Origin of the sequence: Amycolatopsis sp. lyj-84 (assembly GCF_046549075.1) — a bacterium.
In the GTDB taxonomy this organism is placed as follows: Bacteria; Actinomycetota; Actinomycetes; order Mycobacteriales; family Pseudonocardiaceae; genus Amycolatopsis.
Genome location: NZ_JAJPWO010000024.1, coordinates 69,491 through 86,627, shown reverse-complemented (window position 1 = coordinate 86,627; position 17,137 = coordinate 69,491). Strand labels below are relative to the sequence as shown.

The window sequence follows — 17,137 nt, the reverse complement described above, 5'->3', positions numbered from 1 at the left end:
TCAGCCTCCGGCCACTGCGGGCAGGATGGTCAGGGTGTCGCCGTCCTTGACCTCGGCCTCGAGGCCACCGGAGAAGCGGACGTCCTCGTCGTTGACGTAGACGTTGACGAAGCGGTGCAGCTTCTCTTCCTTGACCAGGCGGGCCTTGAGGCCGCCGTGGCGGGACTCGATGTCGTCGATCACCTCGAGCACGGTCTTGCCGCTCGCCTCGACGGACTTCTCGCCGCCGGTGTGAGTACGCAGGATGGTCGGGATGGACACGGTCACGGCCATGGTTTTCTACCTCCGGTGGGTTCTCTGCTACGCAGACGTTCGGGCCGGTCCGGGTTATTCCCGGGGCCGGGGTTCAGCCGGTGATCTCGACGGGCTCCTCGGTGATCTCCCCGTCCACGATCCGGTAAGACCGGAACTGATGCGAATCGGGGTCCTTGGTGGAGACGAGCACGTAGTGCGCGTCGGGTTCCGAGGCGTACGAGACATCGGTGCGAGACGGATAGGCGTCGGTCGCGGTGTGCGAGTGGTAGATGACCACCGGCACCTCGTCGTTGGCGTCCATCTCGCGGTAGAGCTTGAGCAGGTCGCCCGAGTCGAATTCGTAGAACGTGGGCGAGCGCGCCGCGTTCAGCATCGGGATGTACCGCTCGGGGCTGTCCGATCCCTCGGGACCGGCGATCACCCCGCACGCCTCATCGGGATGGTCACGGCGGGCATGGGCGACGATCTCGTCGACGAGTTCACGGCGGATCCGGAGCACATCGCACATCTTAGGTGCTGGACGCGGCCTATCCACACTCTGAGATTGCCACCACTCAGAGCGTGTGGACGCCCGGAGCCGCCGGGTCGTCGAGGATCGCGGTCGTGATCAGGTTCTCGAGCGAGGCGAGCCAGGCGGACTTCACATCGCGGTCTCGCCTGGCCACGAAGTCGTTCGGCGGATGGGCCTTCCACCTAGGGCGGCGCAGGTACCTGACCTGCGCGTGGACGAGCACGAGCCGTAGGTCGGCGACCCCGGCCCGGTCGAGGACCAGACTCGCCCCGCCCGGCCACCGGCCGAGGATCCTGGCGAGCGTGGCCCGCACTTCCGCGCGCATCTCCGCGCCGTGACGCTCTCGGAAGCCTTCGCTGTCGCCCTTCTTGCGGTAGGCGTCGGGGAACAACCTGTCGTCCCGGACGTCCTCGGCCCCAGACTCCAGGGCCTGGCCGAACTCGACCAGGATCCCTCGCAGCACTTCGGCCACGTTCTCCGTCAGGTCGAGCCGGACGCCGTCACCCTCCCGGACCGCGCTCGCCCCGTCACGCATGCCGGAGCCTCGCGCGAAGGCCACGCACTTGCAGCGCCGCGACCAGCTTCTCCGCTTCCGCCCACGGCCCCGGAGCCAGCTCGACCTTGCCGCGGCGGTCGATGTCACCGGCGACCCGGTACGCGGTCTCGGTGGTGTAGCCGAGCACGTCGGTCAGCACCAGCGTGACACCGCCGTAGGTGTTGATGTTGTCGTTGTGGATCTCGATGATCCACGAGCCCCCAGCGTGCATGCCGACTTGATCAACGGACGGCACCTCCGCGTTACGCGAGGGCTTCGGGCCAGACGTCGCGGTAGGCGCGCATGCCTCCGGCGGAAGTGGCGTTCAGCACGCCGTGCACCATCGCCCGCCCGAACGCCCGCGCGGCCGCCGAGCAGAGCGTGTCCAGCACGGCCGCGCGCCGGGTCGCCGCGACCGGGCCCGCGCCGCCGGGAAGCTCCCGGTCGCCGGTCGCCAGCGCGAAGACCGTGTCGCCGTCGAACATCGTGTGCGCCGGCCGCACGGCCCTGGCGAGACCGTCCTGCGCGGCCACCGCGAGCCGTCGCGCCTCCGCCTTGGACAGTGCCGCGTCGACCGCGACCACGCCGATGGTCGTGTTGAGCCCCGCCGCCTTCGCCTCGACGTCGCCGGGCCTCTCGGGCCAGCGGACGCCGAACTCGCCGTCGACCTCGTGATCCGCCGCGAACGCACGGCCGGTCGAGAGATCGACGGCCTCTCCGGCGGCGTTCACCGCGGCGACGACGCCGACGGTGAACTCCCCGACCCGCTCCGAGGCCGTGCCGATCCCACCTTTGAGTGATCCCGCCTTCGCCCCGGCGCCCGCGCCGACGGTCCCCAGCGGCACCGGACCGGCCACGGCCGCTTCACAGGCGGCGTAGCCGAAGGAGGCGTCCGGGCGGTTTCCCCAGTCGCTACGAGGCAGGTCGAACAGCACCGCCGCGGGGACGATCGGCACCACCTCGTGCGGTCGCGTCCCGACCGGTATCCCCAGGTTCCGCTCGGCGAGCCAGCGCATGACGCCGTCCGCCGCGGCCAGCCCGTACGCGCTCCCGCCGGACAGGCAGATCGCGTTGACGTGCTGGACCAGGTTCTCCGGCTCCAGCAGATTGGTCTCCCGCGTGCCGGGCGCGCCACCGCGCTGGTCGACGGCCCCGACGGCACCGCCGGGGACCAGCACGACCGTCGTCCCGGTCGCCCAGCCGTCACCGACCCGCTCGTGGTGCCCGACCAGCACGCCGGGAACGTCGGTGATCACGATGTCAGCGACTGGATGAGGGTCTCCTGCACCCAGGTCAGCCAGTGGTAGACGCCGAGATGCGGCGCGCGGGGATCGTCCTCGGGAAGCTCGTCGGGCATGTCCTCGGTGACGTCGAGCGCGGTGCCCAGCGCCAGCCGGACGTCGTTGAGCGCGCCGAGCCACGCGTCGGCCTGTTCGAAGGTCAGCCGCACGTTCCCGCCGTCCCGCGGCAGGGTGTCCAGCACGATCTTGGCGACGCCGACCTTCTTGTCCAGGAGGTCGGGCTCGTGGAGCGACCGCATCGCGGCGGCCGAGTCGATGTCCTCGCGGGTCGGGTTGTCCGGGTCCAGCTTGTGGAAGTCCGGCAACAGCCGGGAGAGCACCGGATCGTCCGGCGACTCCGTCGGGCCGGTGCGGATCCCGGTCAGCTCGGCCAGCTCGTCCTGCGGCGCCTCCTCGGCGCGCGCGGTGAGCATGTCCTCCAGCTGGCTGACCAGACCGCGCAGGACCGCGGCCTCCTGCTGCTCGAACCCGGCGACGATGGTCTCGCCTTTGCGGCGCCATCCGTTCATGAAGTCTGCTCCATCGTCGCCCAGAGGCCGGCCGCGTGCAGTTTCGCGACGTCGATCTCCACCTTCTCCTTGGAACCGGAGGACACGATCGCCTTGCCCTTCTGGTGCACGTCGAGCATCAGCTTCGTCGCGTGGTCCCGGCTGTAACCGAACAGCTTCTGGAACACGTACGTCACGTACGACATGAGGTTCACCGGATCGTTCCAGACGACCGTCCGCCAGGGATTGTCCTCAGAGACGACTTCTACTCCCTGTGGATCAACCTGCGTCTGCTCGGATGCGACAGGCGTGGACATGCACTCCATGGTGTCACGGGCCCAACCCGGTACGGGTTGGCAGGTCCGGCCATGTGAGTGAATAGGCTGGCACCATGGGTTCCCCCGAGGCGGCCACTGGCGCCGGCACCGCGTTGCTCACCGACCACTACGAGCTGACCATGCTGGCCAGCGCGCTGGCCGACGGGACCGCGGACAGGCCGTGTGTCTTCGAGGTCTTCGCACGTCGTCTCCCCGACGGCCGCCGCTACGGCGTCGTCGCGGGCACCGGCCGGGTCCTCGACTCGATCGCGGACTTCCGGTTCACCGATGCCGAGCTGAGCCAGCTGGAAGCGACCGCCGTCGTCGACGACGCCACCCTTTCGTGGCTCTCGGAGTACTCCTTCTCGGGGAACATCGACGGCTACGCCGAGGGTGAGCTCTACTTCCCCGGCTCCCCGATCCTGACCGTCACCGGCTCCTTCGGCGACGCCGTCGTGCTGGAGACGCTGATCCTCTCGATCCTCAACCACGACAGCGCGATCGCGTCCGCGGCGGCGCGGATGTCGGGCGCCGCGCACGGCAGGCCGATCATCGAGATGGGCGGGCGCCGCACGCACGAGTGGGCCGCCGTCGCCGCCGCGCGGGCCGCGTACCTCGCCGGTTTCGCCACGACGTCCAACCTCGAAGCGGGCCGCCGCTACGGCATCCCGACGCGGGGCACCGTCGCGCACGCGTTCATGTTGCTGCACGACAGCGAGGAAGAGGCCTTCCGCGCGCAGGTGGACAAGATGGGCACCGACACCACCCTCCTGGTGGACACCTACGACATCACCAAGGGCATCGAGACGGCCGTCCGGGTGGCCGGGACCGAGCTCGGCGCGATCCGCATCGACTCGGGCGACGTCGGCCCGCTGGCCCGCAAGGCCCGCGAGCAGCTCGACGCCCTCGGTGCCAAGGACACCCGCATCGTGGTGTCCGGCGATCTCGACGAACACGCCATCGCGGCGCTGCGGGCGGAACCCGTCGACGCGTACGGCGTCGGCACCTCGGTCGTCACCGGTTCCGGCGCGCCGACCGCCGGGATGGTCTACAAACTCGTCGAGGTCGACGGCAGGCCGGTCGCCAAGCGCAGCGCGCACAAGGAGTCCCGCGGCGGCCGGAAATCCGCGCTGCGGCGGCACCGCGGCACCGGCACCGCCGTCGAAGAGGTGATCTGGACCGCCGCCTCGACGGCACCGGAACGGGGACCGGACGACCACGAATTGCAGATACCGCTGGTCCGGGACGGCCGGACGGTGGATGATTTGCCCACGCTGGACGACGCGCGCCAGCGGCTGCGACGGGCTTTGGTGAGCCTGCCGTGGGAAGGCCTCAAGCTTTCGCACGGCGAGCCCGCCATCCCGACCGTATTCGTCTAGAGAGAACTCAGGAGCAACACATGGGGACCGCCTTGATCGTGGTCGATGTGCAGAACGACTTCTGCGAAGGCGGGTCGCTCGGCCTGCCCGGTGGCGCCGCCGCCGCCGAAGCGATCTCCAAGCAGGCCGCCGAGGGCGGCTACGCGCACGTCGTCGCCACCCGCGATTACCACATCGACCCGGGCGACCACTTCAGCGAGACGCCGGACTTCAAGGACAGCTGGCCGCGGCACTGTGTCGCGGGCACCTCCGGCGCGTCGTTCCACCCGGCGCTCGACGTGGTCCCGGTCAGCGAGGTCTTCTCCAAGGGCGAGTACACCGCCGCGTACTCGGGCTTCGAGGGCAACGCGCGTGACGGCAAGACGCTCGACGCCTGGCTGAAGGAGCACGACGTCACCGAGGTCGACGTCGTCGGCATCGCGACCGACTTCTGCGTGCGCGCGACAGCGCTCGACGCGGCGAAGGCGGGCTTCACCGTGCGAGTGCTGCTGGACCTCACCGTCGGCGGTTCGCAGCCGACGGTCGACGCGGCGCTCAAGGACTTCGACGAGGCCGGCGTGACCTACACCGGGAAGGCGCCGGTCCCGACCGCATGATCCAGCACCACCTGCAGGACACCCTGATCGAAAACCGGCTCATCGCGATCCTGCGAGCCGACAACGCGAACCGCTTCGCCGACGCCGCCACGGTGTTGCACGCGGCGGGCGTGCGGGTGCTCGAAGCGGCGTTGACCACGCCGGGCGCCCCGGAAGCCATCGCCGTCATCCGCAAGAAGCTCGGCGACGACGCGCACGTCGGCGCCGGGAGCGTGCGTGAACCGTCCGATGTGGACATCGCGGCGGACGCGGGCGCGACGTTCCTGGTCACTCCGACGGTGAACCCGCTGGTACTGGAGCGCGCGCACGAACGCGGGCTGCCGGTGGTCTGCGGCGCGCTGACCCCGACCGAGATCGACCAGGCCTGGCGCCTCGGCGCGGCGGCGGTGAAGGTGTTCCCGGTCGCCGCCGTCGGCGGGGTCGCCTACCTGCGGGCGATCCGGGCGCCGATGCCGGACATCCCGCTCGTGCCGACCGGCGGCGTGCACCTCGCCGACGTCGCGAAGTACCTCGAGTCGGGTTCGATCGCCGTCGCCGCGGCCACTCCGCTGCTCGGCGACGCGCTCACCTCCGGCGGATCGCTGACGGACCTCGCGACCAGGGCGGGCGAGTTCGTCGCCGCGGCCGCGAAGTACGTCTCGCGCACTTAAACGCGAGGGTCAGGGCTTCTTCTTGCCGTAGGGGTCGCAGCGCGCGGTGCCGAGGTAGATGTCGCCCTTCGCCGGTCCGCCGCCCTGCGGGAACAGCTTGATGTGCAGCATGTGCGTCACGAGGCTCCCGTCGGGCGGCGTCGGCGTGACGGTCTCGTTGACCGTGAGCGACGCCAGCGCCGTCCCGCCCTTGCCGCCGGCGATGGTCAGCCGGTAGTTCTGCGGGATGTTCTCCGGCAGCGTGAACCCGGTGACGTCGCCGAACTCGATGTAGCCGAGGCTGCCGTCCTTGGTGGTGCTGCACTTCGCCATGAACGTGCGGACCTTGATCACCGGACCGCCGAAGCGCTTGAGCAGGCTGGTTTCGAACCGCCGTCCGGACGCCTCGGCGACGGCCACCGCGCCGGTCCGGCCGCAGTTCGAGTCACCGCCGCCGAACCGGGCGAAATCGCCGGTCGACCCGCCCTGGGTCTTCCCGGTCAGCGGCCCGTCGACGTCGCACGGCGCGAGATCGCCGGTGACGACGTGCTCGTCGCCGATCTCCACGTCGAGCGAACCGACCGACGCCGACGCCGTCGCGGGTGCCGCGTCGGCCGACGCGATCGCCGGGACCCCCGTCACCAGCGCCCCGGTCAGCATCGTCACCGACAACAGCCTCGAACCGAGTTTCTTCATGTCCGGCAGCCTTCACCAAGAGCCTGACCGGCGCAGGTCCACGCCACCCGGACGAGTGGACGGACGATGACCGTGAGGTGGCCGACATTCGGTCCGCGGCCCGCCGTCTGGCGTTAACCTCGGTTCACATTCGTGTACTCATAGGAGGTCTGAGTGTCTTCGCTGTCTGTGGCCGGCCACCGTCCGGTTCTCGCCGACCTCGTTCCCGGCGCTCTGGTCCGTGACGCGGTCCTGGTCGCCGGTGGTGCCGCCCTGACCGGTGCGGCCGCGCAGCTCATGATCCCGGTGCCCGGCTCGCCGGTGCCGATGACCGGCCAGACGTTCGCCGCCCTGCTGGTCGGCGCCGCGCTCGGCTGGAAGCGCGGCGCGCTGTCGATGGCGCTGTACCTCGCCGTCGGCGCGGCCGGCTTCGGCTGGTTCCAGGACGGCTCTTCGGGCCTGTTCGGCCCCAGCGCCGGCTACATCGTCGGATTCGTCTTCGCCGGTGCGCTGGTGGGCGCGCTCGCCGGCCGCGGCGGGGACCGCACGCCGCTGCGCATGGCGGGGACGATGGTGCTGGGCAACCTCGCCATCTACTCGATCGGCGTGCCGTGGCTGATGGCCTCGCTGGACGTCGGCCTGTCGGCCGGGCTCGCGAAGGGTGTCGTGCCGTTCCTGATCGGGGACGCGCTGAAGATCGCCGTCGCGGCGGCGCTGCTTCCGGGCACCTGGGCGCTGGTCTCTCGCTTCCGCAAGGACGTGTGACCGGCCCTTTCACTGCCCCAAGCGCTGCTATGAAAGGCCCGTTACTTGCAAATTTCGCAAGTAACGGGCCTTTCATTGCACGGGCCTCAGGATCTTGACGGTGGCCCCGGCTATCGTCTTGTCCCGTGCCCTCCCGTGCTGACTTCCCCGGTGTCCTCGAACTCCTGACCCACGCGGTCGAGTCCGTGGGTGGTGCCGAGCGCGAGGGCCAGGTCCAGATGGCGGACGCCGTCGGCCGCGCCATCCGCACCGGTGAGCACCTGGCCGTCCAGGCGGGCACCGGTACCGGGAAGTCGTTGGCGTACCTCGTTCCCGCGATCCGGCACGCGGTCGAGAAAGAGGCCACGGTCGTGGTCTCCACGGCCACCATCGCCCTGCAACGCCAGCTGGTCGATCGAGACCTCCCCCGGTTGGCGAAGGCGCTGAAGAAGCCCCTCGGCCGCGAGCCCACCTTCGCGATCCTCAAGGGCCGCCGTAACTATCTCTGCCTCCACCGGCTCGATTCCGGCGCCCCGGACGAGCCGGAAGACCAGCAGCTGTTCGACCCGTTCGCCGTCTCCCGGCTGGGCAAGGAGGTCACGCGGCTGCGGGAATGGTCGTCCGACACCGAGACAGGCGATCGCGACGAGCTCGTCCCCGGTGTCTCGGATCAGGCGTGGCGCCAGGTTTCCGTCACGGCCAGGGAATGCCTCGGCGCCTCGCGCTGCCCCATCGGCACCGACTGCTTCGCGGAGCGGTCCCGTGCCGAGGCGGGCAAGGCCGACGTCGTGATCACCAACCACGCGCTGCTGGCGATCGACGCGCTGCAGGGCTACCAGGTACTCCCCGACCACGACCTGGTGATCATCGACGAGGCGCACGACCTGGTCGACCGCGTGACGTCGGTGGCCACCGGCGAGCTGACCAGCGGCATGGTCTCCGCCGCCGCCCGGCGCTGCGGGAAACTGGTCGACGACGAAGTGGCCGACCAGTTGCTCGAGGCGAGCGACGGGCTGGCCCTGATCCTCGACGACATGCCGTCGGGGCGCATGGACTCGCTGCCGCAGGCCCTCAACGGCGCGATCCCCGCGGTCCGCGACGCCGCTCATCGCTGCCTCACCTCGCTCGGCAAGGACCGCAAGGAAGACGTCGACGAGGCCACGGCCCGCAAACTGGCGCGGTCGCTGCTCGAAGAGGTCCACGACACCGCTGTCCGGCTCCTCGAAGCCTTCGACGACGACAAGGCGCATCAGCGCGATGTCGTCTGGCTGACCGGGGACCGCTTCTCCACCAACCCGCGTCCGCCCGCGCTGAAGGTCGCTCCGCTGGGTGTCGCGGGGCTGCTGCGCGAACGTGTCTTCAACCAGCACACGACCGTTCTCACGTCGGCGACGCTGACCCTGGGCGGCACGTTCGACACCATGGCCCGGCAATGGGGTCTTCCGCCCGGTGGGGCCAGGGTCGAGAAGTCACCGGGCACGGCGACCGAGAAGGCCGCTCCCGCCGACAGCGACGACGCAGAGGGCCCGAAGTGGACGGGCCTCGACGTCGGCTCCCCGTTCGACCACAAGCGCAACGGCATCCTCTACCTGGCCAAACACCTGCCGCCGCCGGGCCGCGACGGGCTGCAGCCCTCGACCATGGACGAGCTGGCCGAGCTGATCGAGGCCGCGGGCGGGCGCACGCTCGGTCTGTTCTCCTCGATGCGCGCGGCGAAGCAGGCCACCGAGGAGATGCGGGAGCGGCTCGACCTGCCGATCCTCTGCCAGGGCGACGATTCCACCGGCCTGCTGGTGCAGAAGTTCTCCGAGGACGCGCGCACCTGCCTGTTCGGCACCCTCTCGCTGTGGCAGGGCGTCGACGTACCGGGCCCGTCGCTCCAGCTCGTGGTGGTCGACCGCATCCCGTTCCCGCGCCCGGACGACCCGGTCTCGTCGGCGCGGCAGCGGGCCGTGGAAGCCAGGGGCGGCAACGGTTTCCTCACCGTCGCGGCCACGCACGCCGCCCTGCTGCTCGCGCAGGGAACCGGACGCCTGCACCGTTCGGTCACCGACCGCGGCGTCGTGGCGATCCTCGATTCACGGCTGGCCAACGCCCGCTACGGCGGATTCCTGCGTGCCTCGCTGCCGCCGTTCTGGCCCACCATGGACCCGAAGGTCGCCCGCGACGCGCTGCGCCGCCTCGACGCCGCCGCCCCGGCCTGAGTGGCCTGGAACACGGCCGAGTACCGTAAACGGAACGCCGAAGACAGGGAGAACCGGTTGTCCCACGAGTCGCCCAACGCACAATCCCGGACCGTCAGCGTCGATGACACCGGGGTGCGTCGCCAGCTCGCGGACGGAAGCGAGGAAGCCGTCACGTGGTCCGAGCTGTCCGCGGTGGTGGTCAGAGTGATCCCTGAAGGCCCGTGGAAGGAAGACGTCTTCTTCATGCTCGCCGGCGCCGACGGGAAGGGCACCGCGATCCCCAGCGGCGACCCGGCCGCCGACGCGCTGATCGAGCGGCTGCAGACGCTGCCCGGCTTCGACAACGAGAAGTTCATCGAGGCCATGACCACCGACGCCGACGAGGCGTACGTGGTCTGGAGCTCCGAAGGCCACGCCGCCAAACACTAGCCCCGTGCAATGAAGGGGACTTTCATTGCAAATTCTGCAATGAAAGTCCCCTTCATTGCATCCCGGAGACCTACTCGACCGGGAAGCTCTCCGTGACCGGGATGCCCTTCTTCAGCGTCCGGCTCACCGTGCACAGCCGCTCGATGGCGCGGTCCACCGCCACCGCGAGCGCCTCCCGGTCCGCCGCGGCGAGGGAGGACACGTCGACGTCGAAGGCCACGTGGACGGCGTCGAGTTCCGAAGCGCCTTCTCGCCTGTCCGCGGTCACGCCGACCCGGAACTTCGAGTCCTCACCGATCCGGCGCGTGATGAGGTTCTCCGCGGTGACGGCCGAGCAGCCCGCCGCCGCGATCTGAAGCAGTTCGGCGGGCGAGAAGGCGCCCTCGGCCCCCTTGCGGCCGATCACGACCTCGGCACCGCGTTCGTTGCGGCCGATGAAGCGGTGTTCGCCGTCGCGCTGGACTTCCAAAGACACGGTTTTCCTTTCAGAGTGACGGCAGCCTGGGCGCGATGTCCCTGGCCAGCCGTTCCGCCGCCGGGCACATCTCCTGCGGCTTTTTGACCTTGTCCGAGACGTAGATCTCCACCGTCTCGATCATGGCCCGGCCGTCGCCGGTGAAGGTCCGGTGCGGGATCTCGGCCTGGCAAGCCTCCCACTCGGACGAGATCTCGACGAAGGCTTCCCGCGATCCGAGAGCCAGGCGCGTGCCGCCGTCCTCGAACGGCGCCCACTCCCGTTCGAACCGGATCGTCACCTCCATGTCGCGGTGGTTCCAGTAGCACTCCCAATTGCCGAAGACGGGATCCGGCGCGGCAGGGCCACCGACGACCTTCGACGGCGAGTCCCCGCCCAGCGCGCAGGCGTCGAGACTCCCGAGCGAGCCGGCGGGGAAGGGGACGGGACGGCGCTTGATCGGTTCCCTGTTCAGCACGGCCGTCGCGTGCACGGCGACAGGATCGACGTAGTCGCACAGATGAGCGTGCCAGTCCTGGATGTGCTTGGCGTGCACCCAGACCTGGTTGCCGTCCGGCAGCGGGATGACCCGCTCACACTTCTCCTCGGGCTGGCCCGTCACCTCGCGCACGCTCAGCCGCCCCGGCACCGGCTTCTCCAGCAAAGGTGCTTTCGGGATCGTCAGTTCGAGGCGGACGTCGACGATGTCCCCGTCGTCGGGGCTCATGCGCAGCAGGATTCCGCAGGCGTTGAAGTTGCCGTTGGCGGTGTCCAGTTCGGGGGTGCCGAACTGCTTCAGCACGGAAGGGTCCACCAGTGCGCAGGGATCAGCCGTCCGGAGGTCGCCGACCGAATCGGCCGGGCGCGGGGCGGCCGCCATCGACGCCGGTTCCTTCAGGGCGTAGACGAGGCCTCCGACCAGGACGAGCGCCGCGGCGACGCTTCCGATCGCGACGGCACGTTTGGTCACCCGGACCTGCCGGGACCGCGCCGGGGCGGCCACATCCGCGACTTCGGCCAGCAACTCGGCCGCGCGGACGGCGTTCGGCCGCCCGGCGGGTTTGCGTCGCAGCAGCTCGGTCAGCACCGGTGCCAGCGTTCCCGCCTGGCGGATCGGCTCCAGGGTGTACGACGTGGCCCGCCGGAGCTGGACGAACGGTCCCGAGTTCGGGTCTCCCCACACCGAGGTGCCTTCGACGGCGGTGAACAGCGTCGCGCCGAGCGAGAACACGTCCGCCGCGGCACCGGCCTGATGCCCCTCGGCCATCTCTGGCGCGAGGTAGCCGGGAGTCCCGACGTCGAGGCCACCGCCTGTGCGCGTCACCTCCGCCCACTGCGCGATGCCGAGGTCCGTGAGTTTCGCGGTGCCGTCCTCGGCCACCAGGACGTTGCCCGGTTTGAGGTCGCGGTGGACCATGCCTTTTTCGTGCATCGCCGCGAGCGCGTTGGCGAGCTGCACGCCGATCTTCGCCACCTTGCCGGGCGACAGCGGCCCGTCGGCGTCGATGACGTCGGCGAGGCTGCGCGAAGGCAGGTACTCCATGACGAGCCACCGGTCGTCACCGTCCATCACGGCGTCGAAAACGGTGACCACGTTCGGATGATGCAGACCCGCGCCGATCCGCGCCTCACGCCGGATCTGGCCGCTGTCCCCGGCCTGCGAACGTTTGAGCGCGACGACCCGCCCGAGGTCCTGATCGGTGGCACGCCAGACCACGCCCATGCCCCCGGCGCCGATCCGCTCCTCCAAGCGATAGCGCCCGGCGATCAGCCGGTCACCCATGAGGGGAGTATAGGAGGTTAAGCCCTTTGGGCTAGGACCGTGACGGTTCCGGGATCGACTTCGGTGAACCCCGCGTCCCGAACCGCGACGACACCGTCGCGGCGCCACGACCCTTCGGGATCCTCGACCGGGCACAGCGCTTTCCAGGTCGCGACCGGCGGAGTCCGCACCGAGCACCGGAACCCGGTCTCGGCCCAGGCCGCCAGTTCGGCCTCGTCCAGCAACGAGGCCAGGATCATCGTCGCGTGCCCGACCTGGGCGGAGCCCTTGCCGACGGTCATCGAGACCTCGGGGTTCAGCAGCAACCGCGGGAGTCCGTCCGGCGCGGGGCCGGGTTCGTCGGCCGGGAGTTCGCTCCCGGAGATCTGCAGCCGCGAGACCTCTTTCGGCGTATCGACGACGCGGCCGGGCAGCAGGGCCCGCGCCTCGGCGCCGTCGACCTCGATCGTGATGCCGGGCAGCTCCTGGACAGCCTGCCAATGCGCGCCCCGCGCACGCCGGGCGACCTTGCGGATCCGGCCGTCGACCCAGGCCTCGAGAGGCTCGTGCCATTCACCCTCGGGCCCGGCGCGCTCGTCGAGGCAGACGGCGACCGCGGCCGCCGCGGCGGCCTCCAGCAAAGCGGTCCGGGAGGGCGGTTCGGCGCGTTCCATCCGCAGGATCACCGGCATCGCGCGGACCTCGGCGGGATCCTCGTCCGAGGTGTCCACCGTGTCTTCGGCCGGCAGCCCCAGCCAGTAGGCGTAGCGCGCGGCCAGCGGCTCCAGCACGCTCATGGCCGGGACAGTTCGAGGCCGTCGGCCGCGTCGGCCGCCTCGATCTCACCCCGCGTGACGCCAAGCAGGAACAGCACGGCGTCGAGGTACGGGTGCGAAAGCGCGGTGTCGGCGACCTCGCGCAGCGCGGGCTTCGCGTTGAAGGCGACGCCCATCCCGGCGACCGACAGCATGTCGATGTCGTTCGCCCCGTCGCCGACCGCGACGCACTGCTGCAGCGAGATCTCGTACTCCTCGGCGAACCGGCGCAGCGCCGTCGCCTTGCCCGCGCGGTCGACGATCTCCCCGACCACCCGGCCGGTGAGCCTGCCGTCGACCACTTCGAGCTCGTTCGCGGCGGCGAAGTCGAGGCCGAGGTCGTCCACGAGGGCCTGGATGATCTTGGTGAACCCGCCCGAAACCACCCCGCAGCGGAAGCCCATCCGCTTCAACGTGCGGATGGTCGTGCGGGCGCCCGGGGTGAGTTCGATCGACGCGGCGACCTCGTCGAGCACCGTCTCCGGCAGGCCTTTCAGCAGGGCGACCCGGCGCTCCAGCGATTCGCTGAAGTTCAGTTCGCCGCGCATCGCGGCCTCGGTGATCTCGCGGACCTGGGGTTCGACTCCGGCGTGCGCGCCGAGCATCTCGATGACCTCGCCCTGGATGAGCGTGGAATCGACGTCGAAGACGACCAGCCGCTTGGCCCGGCGGGCGAGCCCGGCCCGCTCGACCGAGATGTCGATCCCGGCCTCGACGGCGGCGTCGGCCAGCGCGGTGCGCAGCGCGGCGTCGGCCTCCGGGGTGTCCTGGGCGAGCGAGGTGTACAGCTCCAGCCCGGTGACCGGGTAGTCGGCGACACTGCGGATCGAGTCGATGTTGACGTTCAGCGCGGCGAGGCGGCGCGCGACGTCGGAGAACGCCCGCGCGGTCACCGGGCGGCCGAGCATCAGCAGGACATGCGTCGAGTCCTTCTGGCCGATGGCGAACGGGTCGGCGCCGATGGCCGAACCGATCTTCACCTCGACCTGCATCCCGACCGACGCCATCGCCTGCTCGACGTATTCCTGCAGGCCTTCGGGGTCGCGGTACACCCCGGCGAGCACGCCGAGCACCAGCTGGCCTCTGATGACCACCTGCTCGACGTCGAGGATGTCGACGTCATGGCGCGACAGCACGGCGAACAGCACCGAGGACACGCCCGGCTTGTCGGGACCGGTGGTGGTGATGAGAACTGGTGTCTGCGTCACGGGGTCAGTCTCTCTTAGCCGGACATGAAAAAGGCGCGTGCCGCACCTCGGTGTGAGGCAGGGCACGCGCCATTTCCGCTTATCGGGTCACTTCTCGCTGGAGTTGTCCTCGGAGTGATCACCCGGCATGACCGCCTCGGTGAGCACCTGGGACGGCGCCCGGTGGGAGTTGACCTTCTGCTTCCCGAAGAAGCCGATCTCACCCTCCTTGTGGATGCGCTCCACCATGTGCGGGTAGTGCAGCTCGAACGCCGGGCGCTCGGACCGGATCCGGGGCAGCTCGGTGAAGTTGTGCCGCGGGGGCGGGCAGGACGTCGCCCACTCGAGCGAGTTGCCGTAGCCCCACGGGTCGTCCACCGTGACGATCTCGCCGTACCGGTAGCTCTTGAAAACGTTCCAGATGAACGGCAGCGTCGAGGCACCGAGGATGTACGCGCCGATCGTGGAGATCGTGTTCAGCGTGGTGAAGCCGTCGGACTGCAGGTAGTCCGCGTACCGGCGCGGCATGCCTTCGGCGCCGAGCCAGTGCTGCACCAGGAACGTGGCGTGGAAGCCGATGAACGTGGTCCAGAAGTGCCACTTGCCGAGCTTCTCGTCCATCATGCGGCCGGTGATCTTCGGGAACCAGAAGTAGATCCCGGCGAACGTGGCGAACACGATCGTGCCGTAGAGCACGTAGTGGAAGTGCGCGACGACGAAGTAGCTGTCCGACACGTGGAAGTCGATCGCCGGCGCGGCCAGCATGATGCCGGTCAGACCGCCGAAGAGGAACGTGACGATGAAGCCCATCGAGAAGATCATCGGCGTCTCGAAGGACAGCTGGCCCTTCCACATCGTGCCGATCCAGTTGAAGAACTTCACGCCCGTCGGGACCGCGATCAGGAAGGTCATGAAGGAGAAGAACGGCAGCAGCACGGCGCCGGTCGCGTACATGTGGTGCGCCCACACGGCCACCGACAGCGCGGCGATCGCCAGCGTCGCCCAGACCAGGCCCTTGTATCCGAAAATCGGTTTGCGGCTGAAGACCGGGAAGATCTCCGACACGATCCCGAAGAACGGCAGGGCCACGATATAGACCTCTGGATGGCCGAAGAACCAGAACAGGTGCTGCCAGAGGATCACGCCGCCGTTCGCGGGGTCGAACACGTGCGCCCCGAGATGCCGGTCCGCCAGCAGGCCCATCAGGGCCGCGGTCAGGATCGGGAACGCCAGCAGGATCAGGATGCTGGTGACCAGGATGTTCCAGGTGAAGATCGGCATCCGGTACATCGTCATACCGGGAGCTCGCAGGCAGACCACCGTGGTGATCATGTTGACGCCACCGAGGATGGTGCCGAGACCCGAGACGACCAGACCGGAGATCCACAGGTCGGCGCCGACGCCGGGCGAGTGGATGGCGTCCGACAGCGGGGTGTAGGCGAACCAGCCGAAGTCGGCGGCGCCACCCGGCGTCAGGAAGCCGGACATCACGATCAGGCCGCCGAAGAGGTACAGCCAGTACGAGAACGCGTTCAGCCGCGGGAACGCGACGTCCGGCGAACCGATCTGCAGCGGCAGCACGAAGTTCGCGAATCCGAAGAGGATCGGCGTCGCGTACAGCAGCAGCATGATCGTGCCGTGCATCGTGAACAGCTGGTTGTACTGCTCCTGCGAAAGGAACTGCTGCCCGGGACGCGCCAGCTCGGAGCGGATCAGCATCGCCATCGCGCCGCCCACCATGAAGAAGGCGAACGACGTGACCAGATACATGATGCCGATTTGCTTGTGGTCCGTCGTGCGGAACAACCGCAGCAGGTACGAACCCTTAACCGACTCGCGCGCGGGGTACGGGCGCGTGGCGATCGGCTTGGGGGCTACGGCCGTCACTCCTGCCTCCAACACTCAAACCTTGTGGTGGTCAATGTTCTGCCGTCGGCCGGGTTCGGGACCCATTTCGGCGGCTAGTGGGGATCGTAGCCCTCACTACCCACCGTCGCGCGCACCGGCTGGCAAGATCGCGCCGTGACCGACGAACACACGCGTGCGGGAGTGGCCGCCGCGGTCGCTGTAGGTGACCGGTACGGACTGCCGACGGGTGATCCGGAGGTGCTGCATTTCAAGTCGAACGTGCTGGTGAGACTGGGTCCGGTGGTGGCGCGGGTGCCGGGCACGACGCGCTTCGCCAGGCCGTCCCCCGAGGACTGGCTCGCGCGCGACGTCGCGCTGTCGAGGTATCTCACGGAACGTGATGTGCTCGTCGTCTCACCCACCACGGATCCCCCGGCGGGACCGCATTTCGCCGACGGCCTGCCGGTCACTCTCTGGCATTACACCCCTCATGAGCCAGGGCACCCGCTGTCGCCGCGAGAGGTGGCGATGTCGCTCGCACGGGTGCACGCCGCACTCGCGGACTACCCCGGTGAACTGCCCGAACTCGGACCGGTCCGGGAACTCCGGACACTGCTCGATCGGCACGGGTCTTACATGAACGGTGCGGCGCCGCGACTGTACGAAGAACTCGAACGGGTCACCACGGCACTGCCTGACTTGCCTGCGCGGCCGCTGCACGGGGACGCCCACCCGGGGAACGTCGTCGCGACGGCGGCCGGGCCGTGCTGGCTCGACTTCGAGGACACCTGGCGCGGGCCGCTCGGTTGGGACCTCGGCGTGCTCTACGCGGAAGCGGGCGCATCGGCTCTCTCTGCCTACCCGGCCGATGTGGCGCCTTCGTCGCTTGAGCCGTTCATCGCGCTTCGGCGGCTGTTCGAGGTTCCCTGGCGGTTCGTGATCGCGCGGCGGTTCCCTTCGCGGCTCGGGGAGGCCGAAGCGGCCCTGGAGCGCTACTTCTCCCGCGTTTAGTCCTCTAGTCGCGGA

Annotated in this window: 20 protein-coding genes; 7 read left to right on the top strand and 13 right to left on the bottom strand. The window is 69.5% G+C overall.

Translation table 11 applies throughout. From position 1 onward, the window contains the following. The 7 genes from ACLJRM_RS42535 to clpS all read right to left on the bottom strand — a co-directional run bounded on the left by ACLJRM_RS42535 (position 1) and on the right by clpS (position 3,407). The gene (locus ACLJRM_RS42535; protein WP_034308802.1) at positions 1–273 is read right to left on the bottom strand and encodes a MoaD/ThiS family protein; all 273 of its coding nucleotides are present in this window, start codon (positions 271–273) and stop codon (positions 1–3) included. 73 nt (positions 274–346) lie between these two features. After that, positions 347–754 carry a Mov34/MPN/PAD-1 family protein gene (locus ACLJRM_RS42530; protein WP_101613470.1) on the bottom strand — a complete coding sequence of 136 codons (408 nt, stop codon included), beginning with the start codon at positions 752–754 and terminating at the stop codon, positions 347–349. 55 nt (positions 755–809) lie between these two features. Continuing rightward, positions 810–1,301, bottom strand: a complete 492-nt coding sequence (locus tag ACLJRM_RS42525; protein WP_410666274.1) for a hypothetical protein — start codon at positions 1,299–1,301, stop codon at positions 810–812. Further along, on the bottom strand, positions 1,294–1,533 hold the full coding sequence (locus ACLJRM_RS42520) for an ATP-dependent Clp protease adaptor ClpS (RefSeq protein WP_410666273.1): 240 nt from the start codon (positions 1,531–1,533) through the stop codon (positions 1,294–1,296). Before ACLJRM_RS42520 ends, ACLJRM_RS42525 begins: the two co-directional genes overlap by 8 nt. A 31-nt stretch (positions 1,534–1,564) precedes the next feature. Then, the gene (locus ACLJRM_RS42515) at positions 1,565–2,557 is read right to left on the bottom strand and encodes a P1 family peptidase (protein ID WP_101610187.1); all 993 of its coding nucleotides are present in this window, start codon (positions 2,555–2,557) and stop codon (positions 1,565–1,567) included. Further along, on the bottom strand, positions 2,554–3,111 hold the full coding sequence (locus ACLJRM_RS42510) for a DUF2017 domain-containing protein (RefSeq protein ID WP_005165656.1): 558 nt from the start codon (positions 3,109–3,111) through the stop codon (positions 2,554–2,556). The genes ACLJRM_RS42515 and ACLJRM_RS42510 overlap by 4 nt, the downstream gene beginning before the upstream one ends. Next, a complete protein-coding gene (clpS, locus tag ACLJRM_RS42505) occupies positions 3,108–3,407 on the bottom strand; it encodes an ATP-dependent Clp protease adapter ClpS (RefSeq protein WP_101610189.1) in 300 nt (99 codons plus the stop codon). Before clpS ends, ACLJRM_RS42510 begins: the two co-directional genes overlap by 4 nt. A gap of 74 nt (positions 3,408–3,481) precedes the next feature. Here clpS and ACLJRM_RS42500 point away from each other — a divergent pair, with 74 nt between their 5' ends. From ACLJRM_RS42500 to ACLJRM_RS42490, 3 genes are read left to right on the top strand one after another with little or no spacing between them, the layout of a single operon-like run. Next, positions 3,482–4,786 carry a nicotinate phosphoribosyltransferase gene (locus ACLJRM_RS42500; protein WP_101610190.1) on the top strand — a complete coding sequence of 435 codons (1,305 nt, stop codon included), beginning with the start codon at positions 3,482–3,484 and terminating at the stop codon, positions 4,784–4,786. 20 nt (positions 4,787–4,806) lie between these two features. Next, a complete protein-coding gene (locus ACLJRM_RS42495) occupies positions 4,807–5,382 on the top strand; it encodes an isochorismatase family protein (RefSeq protein WP_101610191.1) in 576 nt (191 codons plus the stop codon). After that, positions 5,379–6,032 (top strand): bifunctional 4-hydroxy-2-oxoglutarate aldolase/2-dehydro-3-deoxy-phosphogluconate aldolase, encoded by a 654-nt coding sequence (locus tag ACLJRM_RS42490; RefSeq protein WP_101610192.1) that lies wholly within the window; start codon positions 5,379–5,381, stop codon positions 6,030–6,032. Before ACLJRM_RS42495 ends, ACLJRM_RS42490 begins: the two co-directional genes overlap by 4 nt. A 9-nt stretch (positions 6,033–6,041) precedes the next feature. Here ACLJRM_RS42490 and ACLJRM_RS42485 read toward each other — a convergent pair whose 3' ends face one another. Continuing rightward, positions 6,042–6,707: a choice-of-anchor P family protein gene (locus ACLJRM_RS42485; RefSeq protein WP_101610193.1), complete on the bottom strand. Its 666-nt coding sequence runs from the start codon at positions 6,705–6,707 to the stop codon at positions 6,042–6,044. A 153-nt stretch (positions 6,708–6,860) separates the two neighbouring features. Here ACLJRM_RS42485 and ACLJRM_RS42480 point away from each other — a divergent pair, with 153 nt between their 5' ends. From ACLJRM_RS42480 to ACLJRM_RS42470, 3 genes are all read left to right on the top strand, one after another. Next, on the top strand, positions 6,861–7,451 hold the full coding sequence (locus tag ACLJRM_RS42480; RefSeq protein WP_410666272.1) for a biotin transporter BioY: 591 nt from the start codon (positions 6,861–6,863) through the stop codon (positions 7,449–7,451). A 125-nt stretch (positions 7,452–7,576) separates the two neighbouring features. Then, positions 7,577–9,634: an ATP-dependent DNA helicase gene (locus tag ACLJRM_RS42475; RefSeq protein WP_101610195.1), complete on the top strand. Its 2,058-nt coding sequence runs from the start codon at positions 7,577–7,579 to the stop codon at positions 9,632–9,634. 57 nt (positions 9,635–9,691) lie between these two features. After that, positions 9,692–10,045 (top strand): hypothetical protein, encoded by a 354-nt coding sequence (locus ACLJRM_RS42470; protein WP_026466908.1) that lies wholly within the window; start codon positions 9,692–9,694, stop codon positions 10,043–10,045. Positions 10,046–10,115: 70 nt separating this feature from the next. Here the strand turns inward: ACLJRM_RS42470 and ACLJRM_RS42465 are convergent, their stop codons facing one another. The 5 genes from ACLJRM_RS42465 to ctaD all read right to left on the bottom strand — a co-directional run bounded on the left by ACLJRM_RS42465 (position 10,116) and on the right by ctaD (position 16,150). Beyond that, positions 10,116–10,520 (bottom strand): OsmC family protein, encoded by a 405-nt coding sequence (locus ACLJRM_RS42465; RefSeq protein ID WP_410666271.1) that lies wholly within the window; start codon positions 10,518–10,520, stop codon positions 10,116–10,118. A gap of 10 nt (positions 10,521–10,530) precedes the next feature. After that, positions 10,531–12,282 carry a serine/threonine-protein kinase gene (locus tag ACLJRM_RS42460; protein ID WP_410666270.1) on the bottom strand — a complete coding sequence of 584 codons (1,752 nt, stop codon included), beginning with the start codon at positions 12,280–12,282 and terminating at the stop codon, positions 10,531–10,533. A 17-nt stretch (positions 12,283–12,299) separates the two neighbouring features. Next, complete coding sequence (locus ACLJRM_RS42455; RefSeq protein ID WP_410666269.1) at positions 12,300–13,058, bottom strand: peptidyl-tRNA hydrolase; 759 nt, start codon at positions 13,056–13,058, stop codon at positions 12,300–12,302. Next, positions 13,055–14,284 carry a phosphoserine phosphatase SerB gene (gene serB, locus ACLJRM_RS42450; RefSeq protein WP_101610199.1) on the bottom strand — a complete coding sequence of 410 codons (1,230 nt, stop codon included), beginning with the start codon at positions 14,282–14,284 and terminating at the stop codon, positions 13,055–13,057. Before serB ends, ACLJRM_RS42455 begins: the two co-directional genes overlap by 4 nt. Positions 14,285–14,371: 87 nt before the next feature. After that, complete coding sequence (gene ctaD, locus ACLJRM_RS42445) at positions 14,372–16,150, bottom strand: cytochrome c oxidase subunit I (protein WP_076162482.1); 1,779 nt, start codon at positions 16,148–16,150, stop codon at positions 14,372–14,374. Between the two features lie 135 nt (positions 16,151–16,285). On the opposite strand from ctaD, the gene ACLJRM_RS42440 reads away from it, so the two are divergent. Continuing rightward, positions 16,286–17,122: a phosphotransferase gene (locus tag ACLJRM_RS42440; RefSeq protein WP_410666268.1), complete on the top strand. Its 837-nt coding sequence runs from the start codon at positions 16,286–16,288 to the stop codon at positions 17,120–17,122. Positions 17,123–17,137 lie beyond the last annotated feature (15 nt).

What these genes read in the sequence shown, in the direction of transcription:
- ACLJRM_RS42535 (WP_034308802.1), bottom strand. Translation starts at nt 273, where the DNA reads ATGGCCGTGACCGTGTCCATCCCGACCATCCTGCGTACTCACACCGGC.
- ACLJRM_RS42525 (WP_410666274.1), bottom strand. Translation starts at nt 1,301, where the DNA reads ATGCGTGACGGGGCGAGCGCGGTCCGGGAGGGTGACGGCGTCCGGCTC.
- ACLJRM_RS42520 (WP_410666273.1), bottom strand. Translation starts at nt 1,533, where the DNA reads ATGCACGCTGGGGGCTCGTGGATCATCGAGATCCACAACGACAACATC.
- ACLJRM_RS42510 (WP_005165656.1), bottom strand. Translation starts at nt 3,111, where the DNA reads ATGAACGGATGGCGCCGCAAAGGCGAGACCATCGTCGCCGGGTTCGAG.
- clpS (WP_101610189.1), bottom strand. Translation starts at nt 3,407, where the DNA reads ATGTCCACGCCTGTCGCATCCGAGCAGACGCAGGTTGATCCACAGGGA.
- ACLJRM_RS42500 (WP_101610190.1), top strand. Translation starts at nt 3,482, where the DNA reads ATGGGTTCCCCCGAGGCGGCCACTGGCGCCGGCACCGCGTTGCTCACC.
- ACLJRM_RS42495 (WP_101610191.1), top strand. Translation starts at nt 4,807, where the DNA reads ATGGGGACCGCCTTGATCGTGGTCGATGTGCAGAACGACTTCTGCGAA.
- ACLJRM_RS42490 (WP_101610192.1), top strand. Translation starts at nt 5,379, where the DNA reads ATGATCCAGCACCACCTGCAGGACACCCTGATCGAAAACCGGCTCATC.
- ACLJRM_RS42485 (WP_101610193.1), bottom strand. Translation starts at nt 6,707, where the DNA reads ATGAAGAAACTCGGTTCGAGGCTGTTGTCGGTGACGATGCTGACCGGG.
- ACLJRM_RS42460 (WP_410666270.1), bottom strand. Translation starts at nt 12,282, where the DNA reads ATGGGTGACCGGCTGATCGCCGGGCGCTATCGCTTGGAGGAGCGGATC.
- ACLJRM_RS42455 (WP_410666269.1), bottom strand. Translation starts at nt 13,058, where the DNA reads ATGAGCGTGCTGGAGCCGCTGGCCGCGCGCTACGCCTACTGGCTGGGG.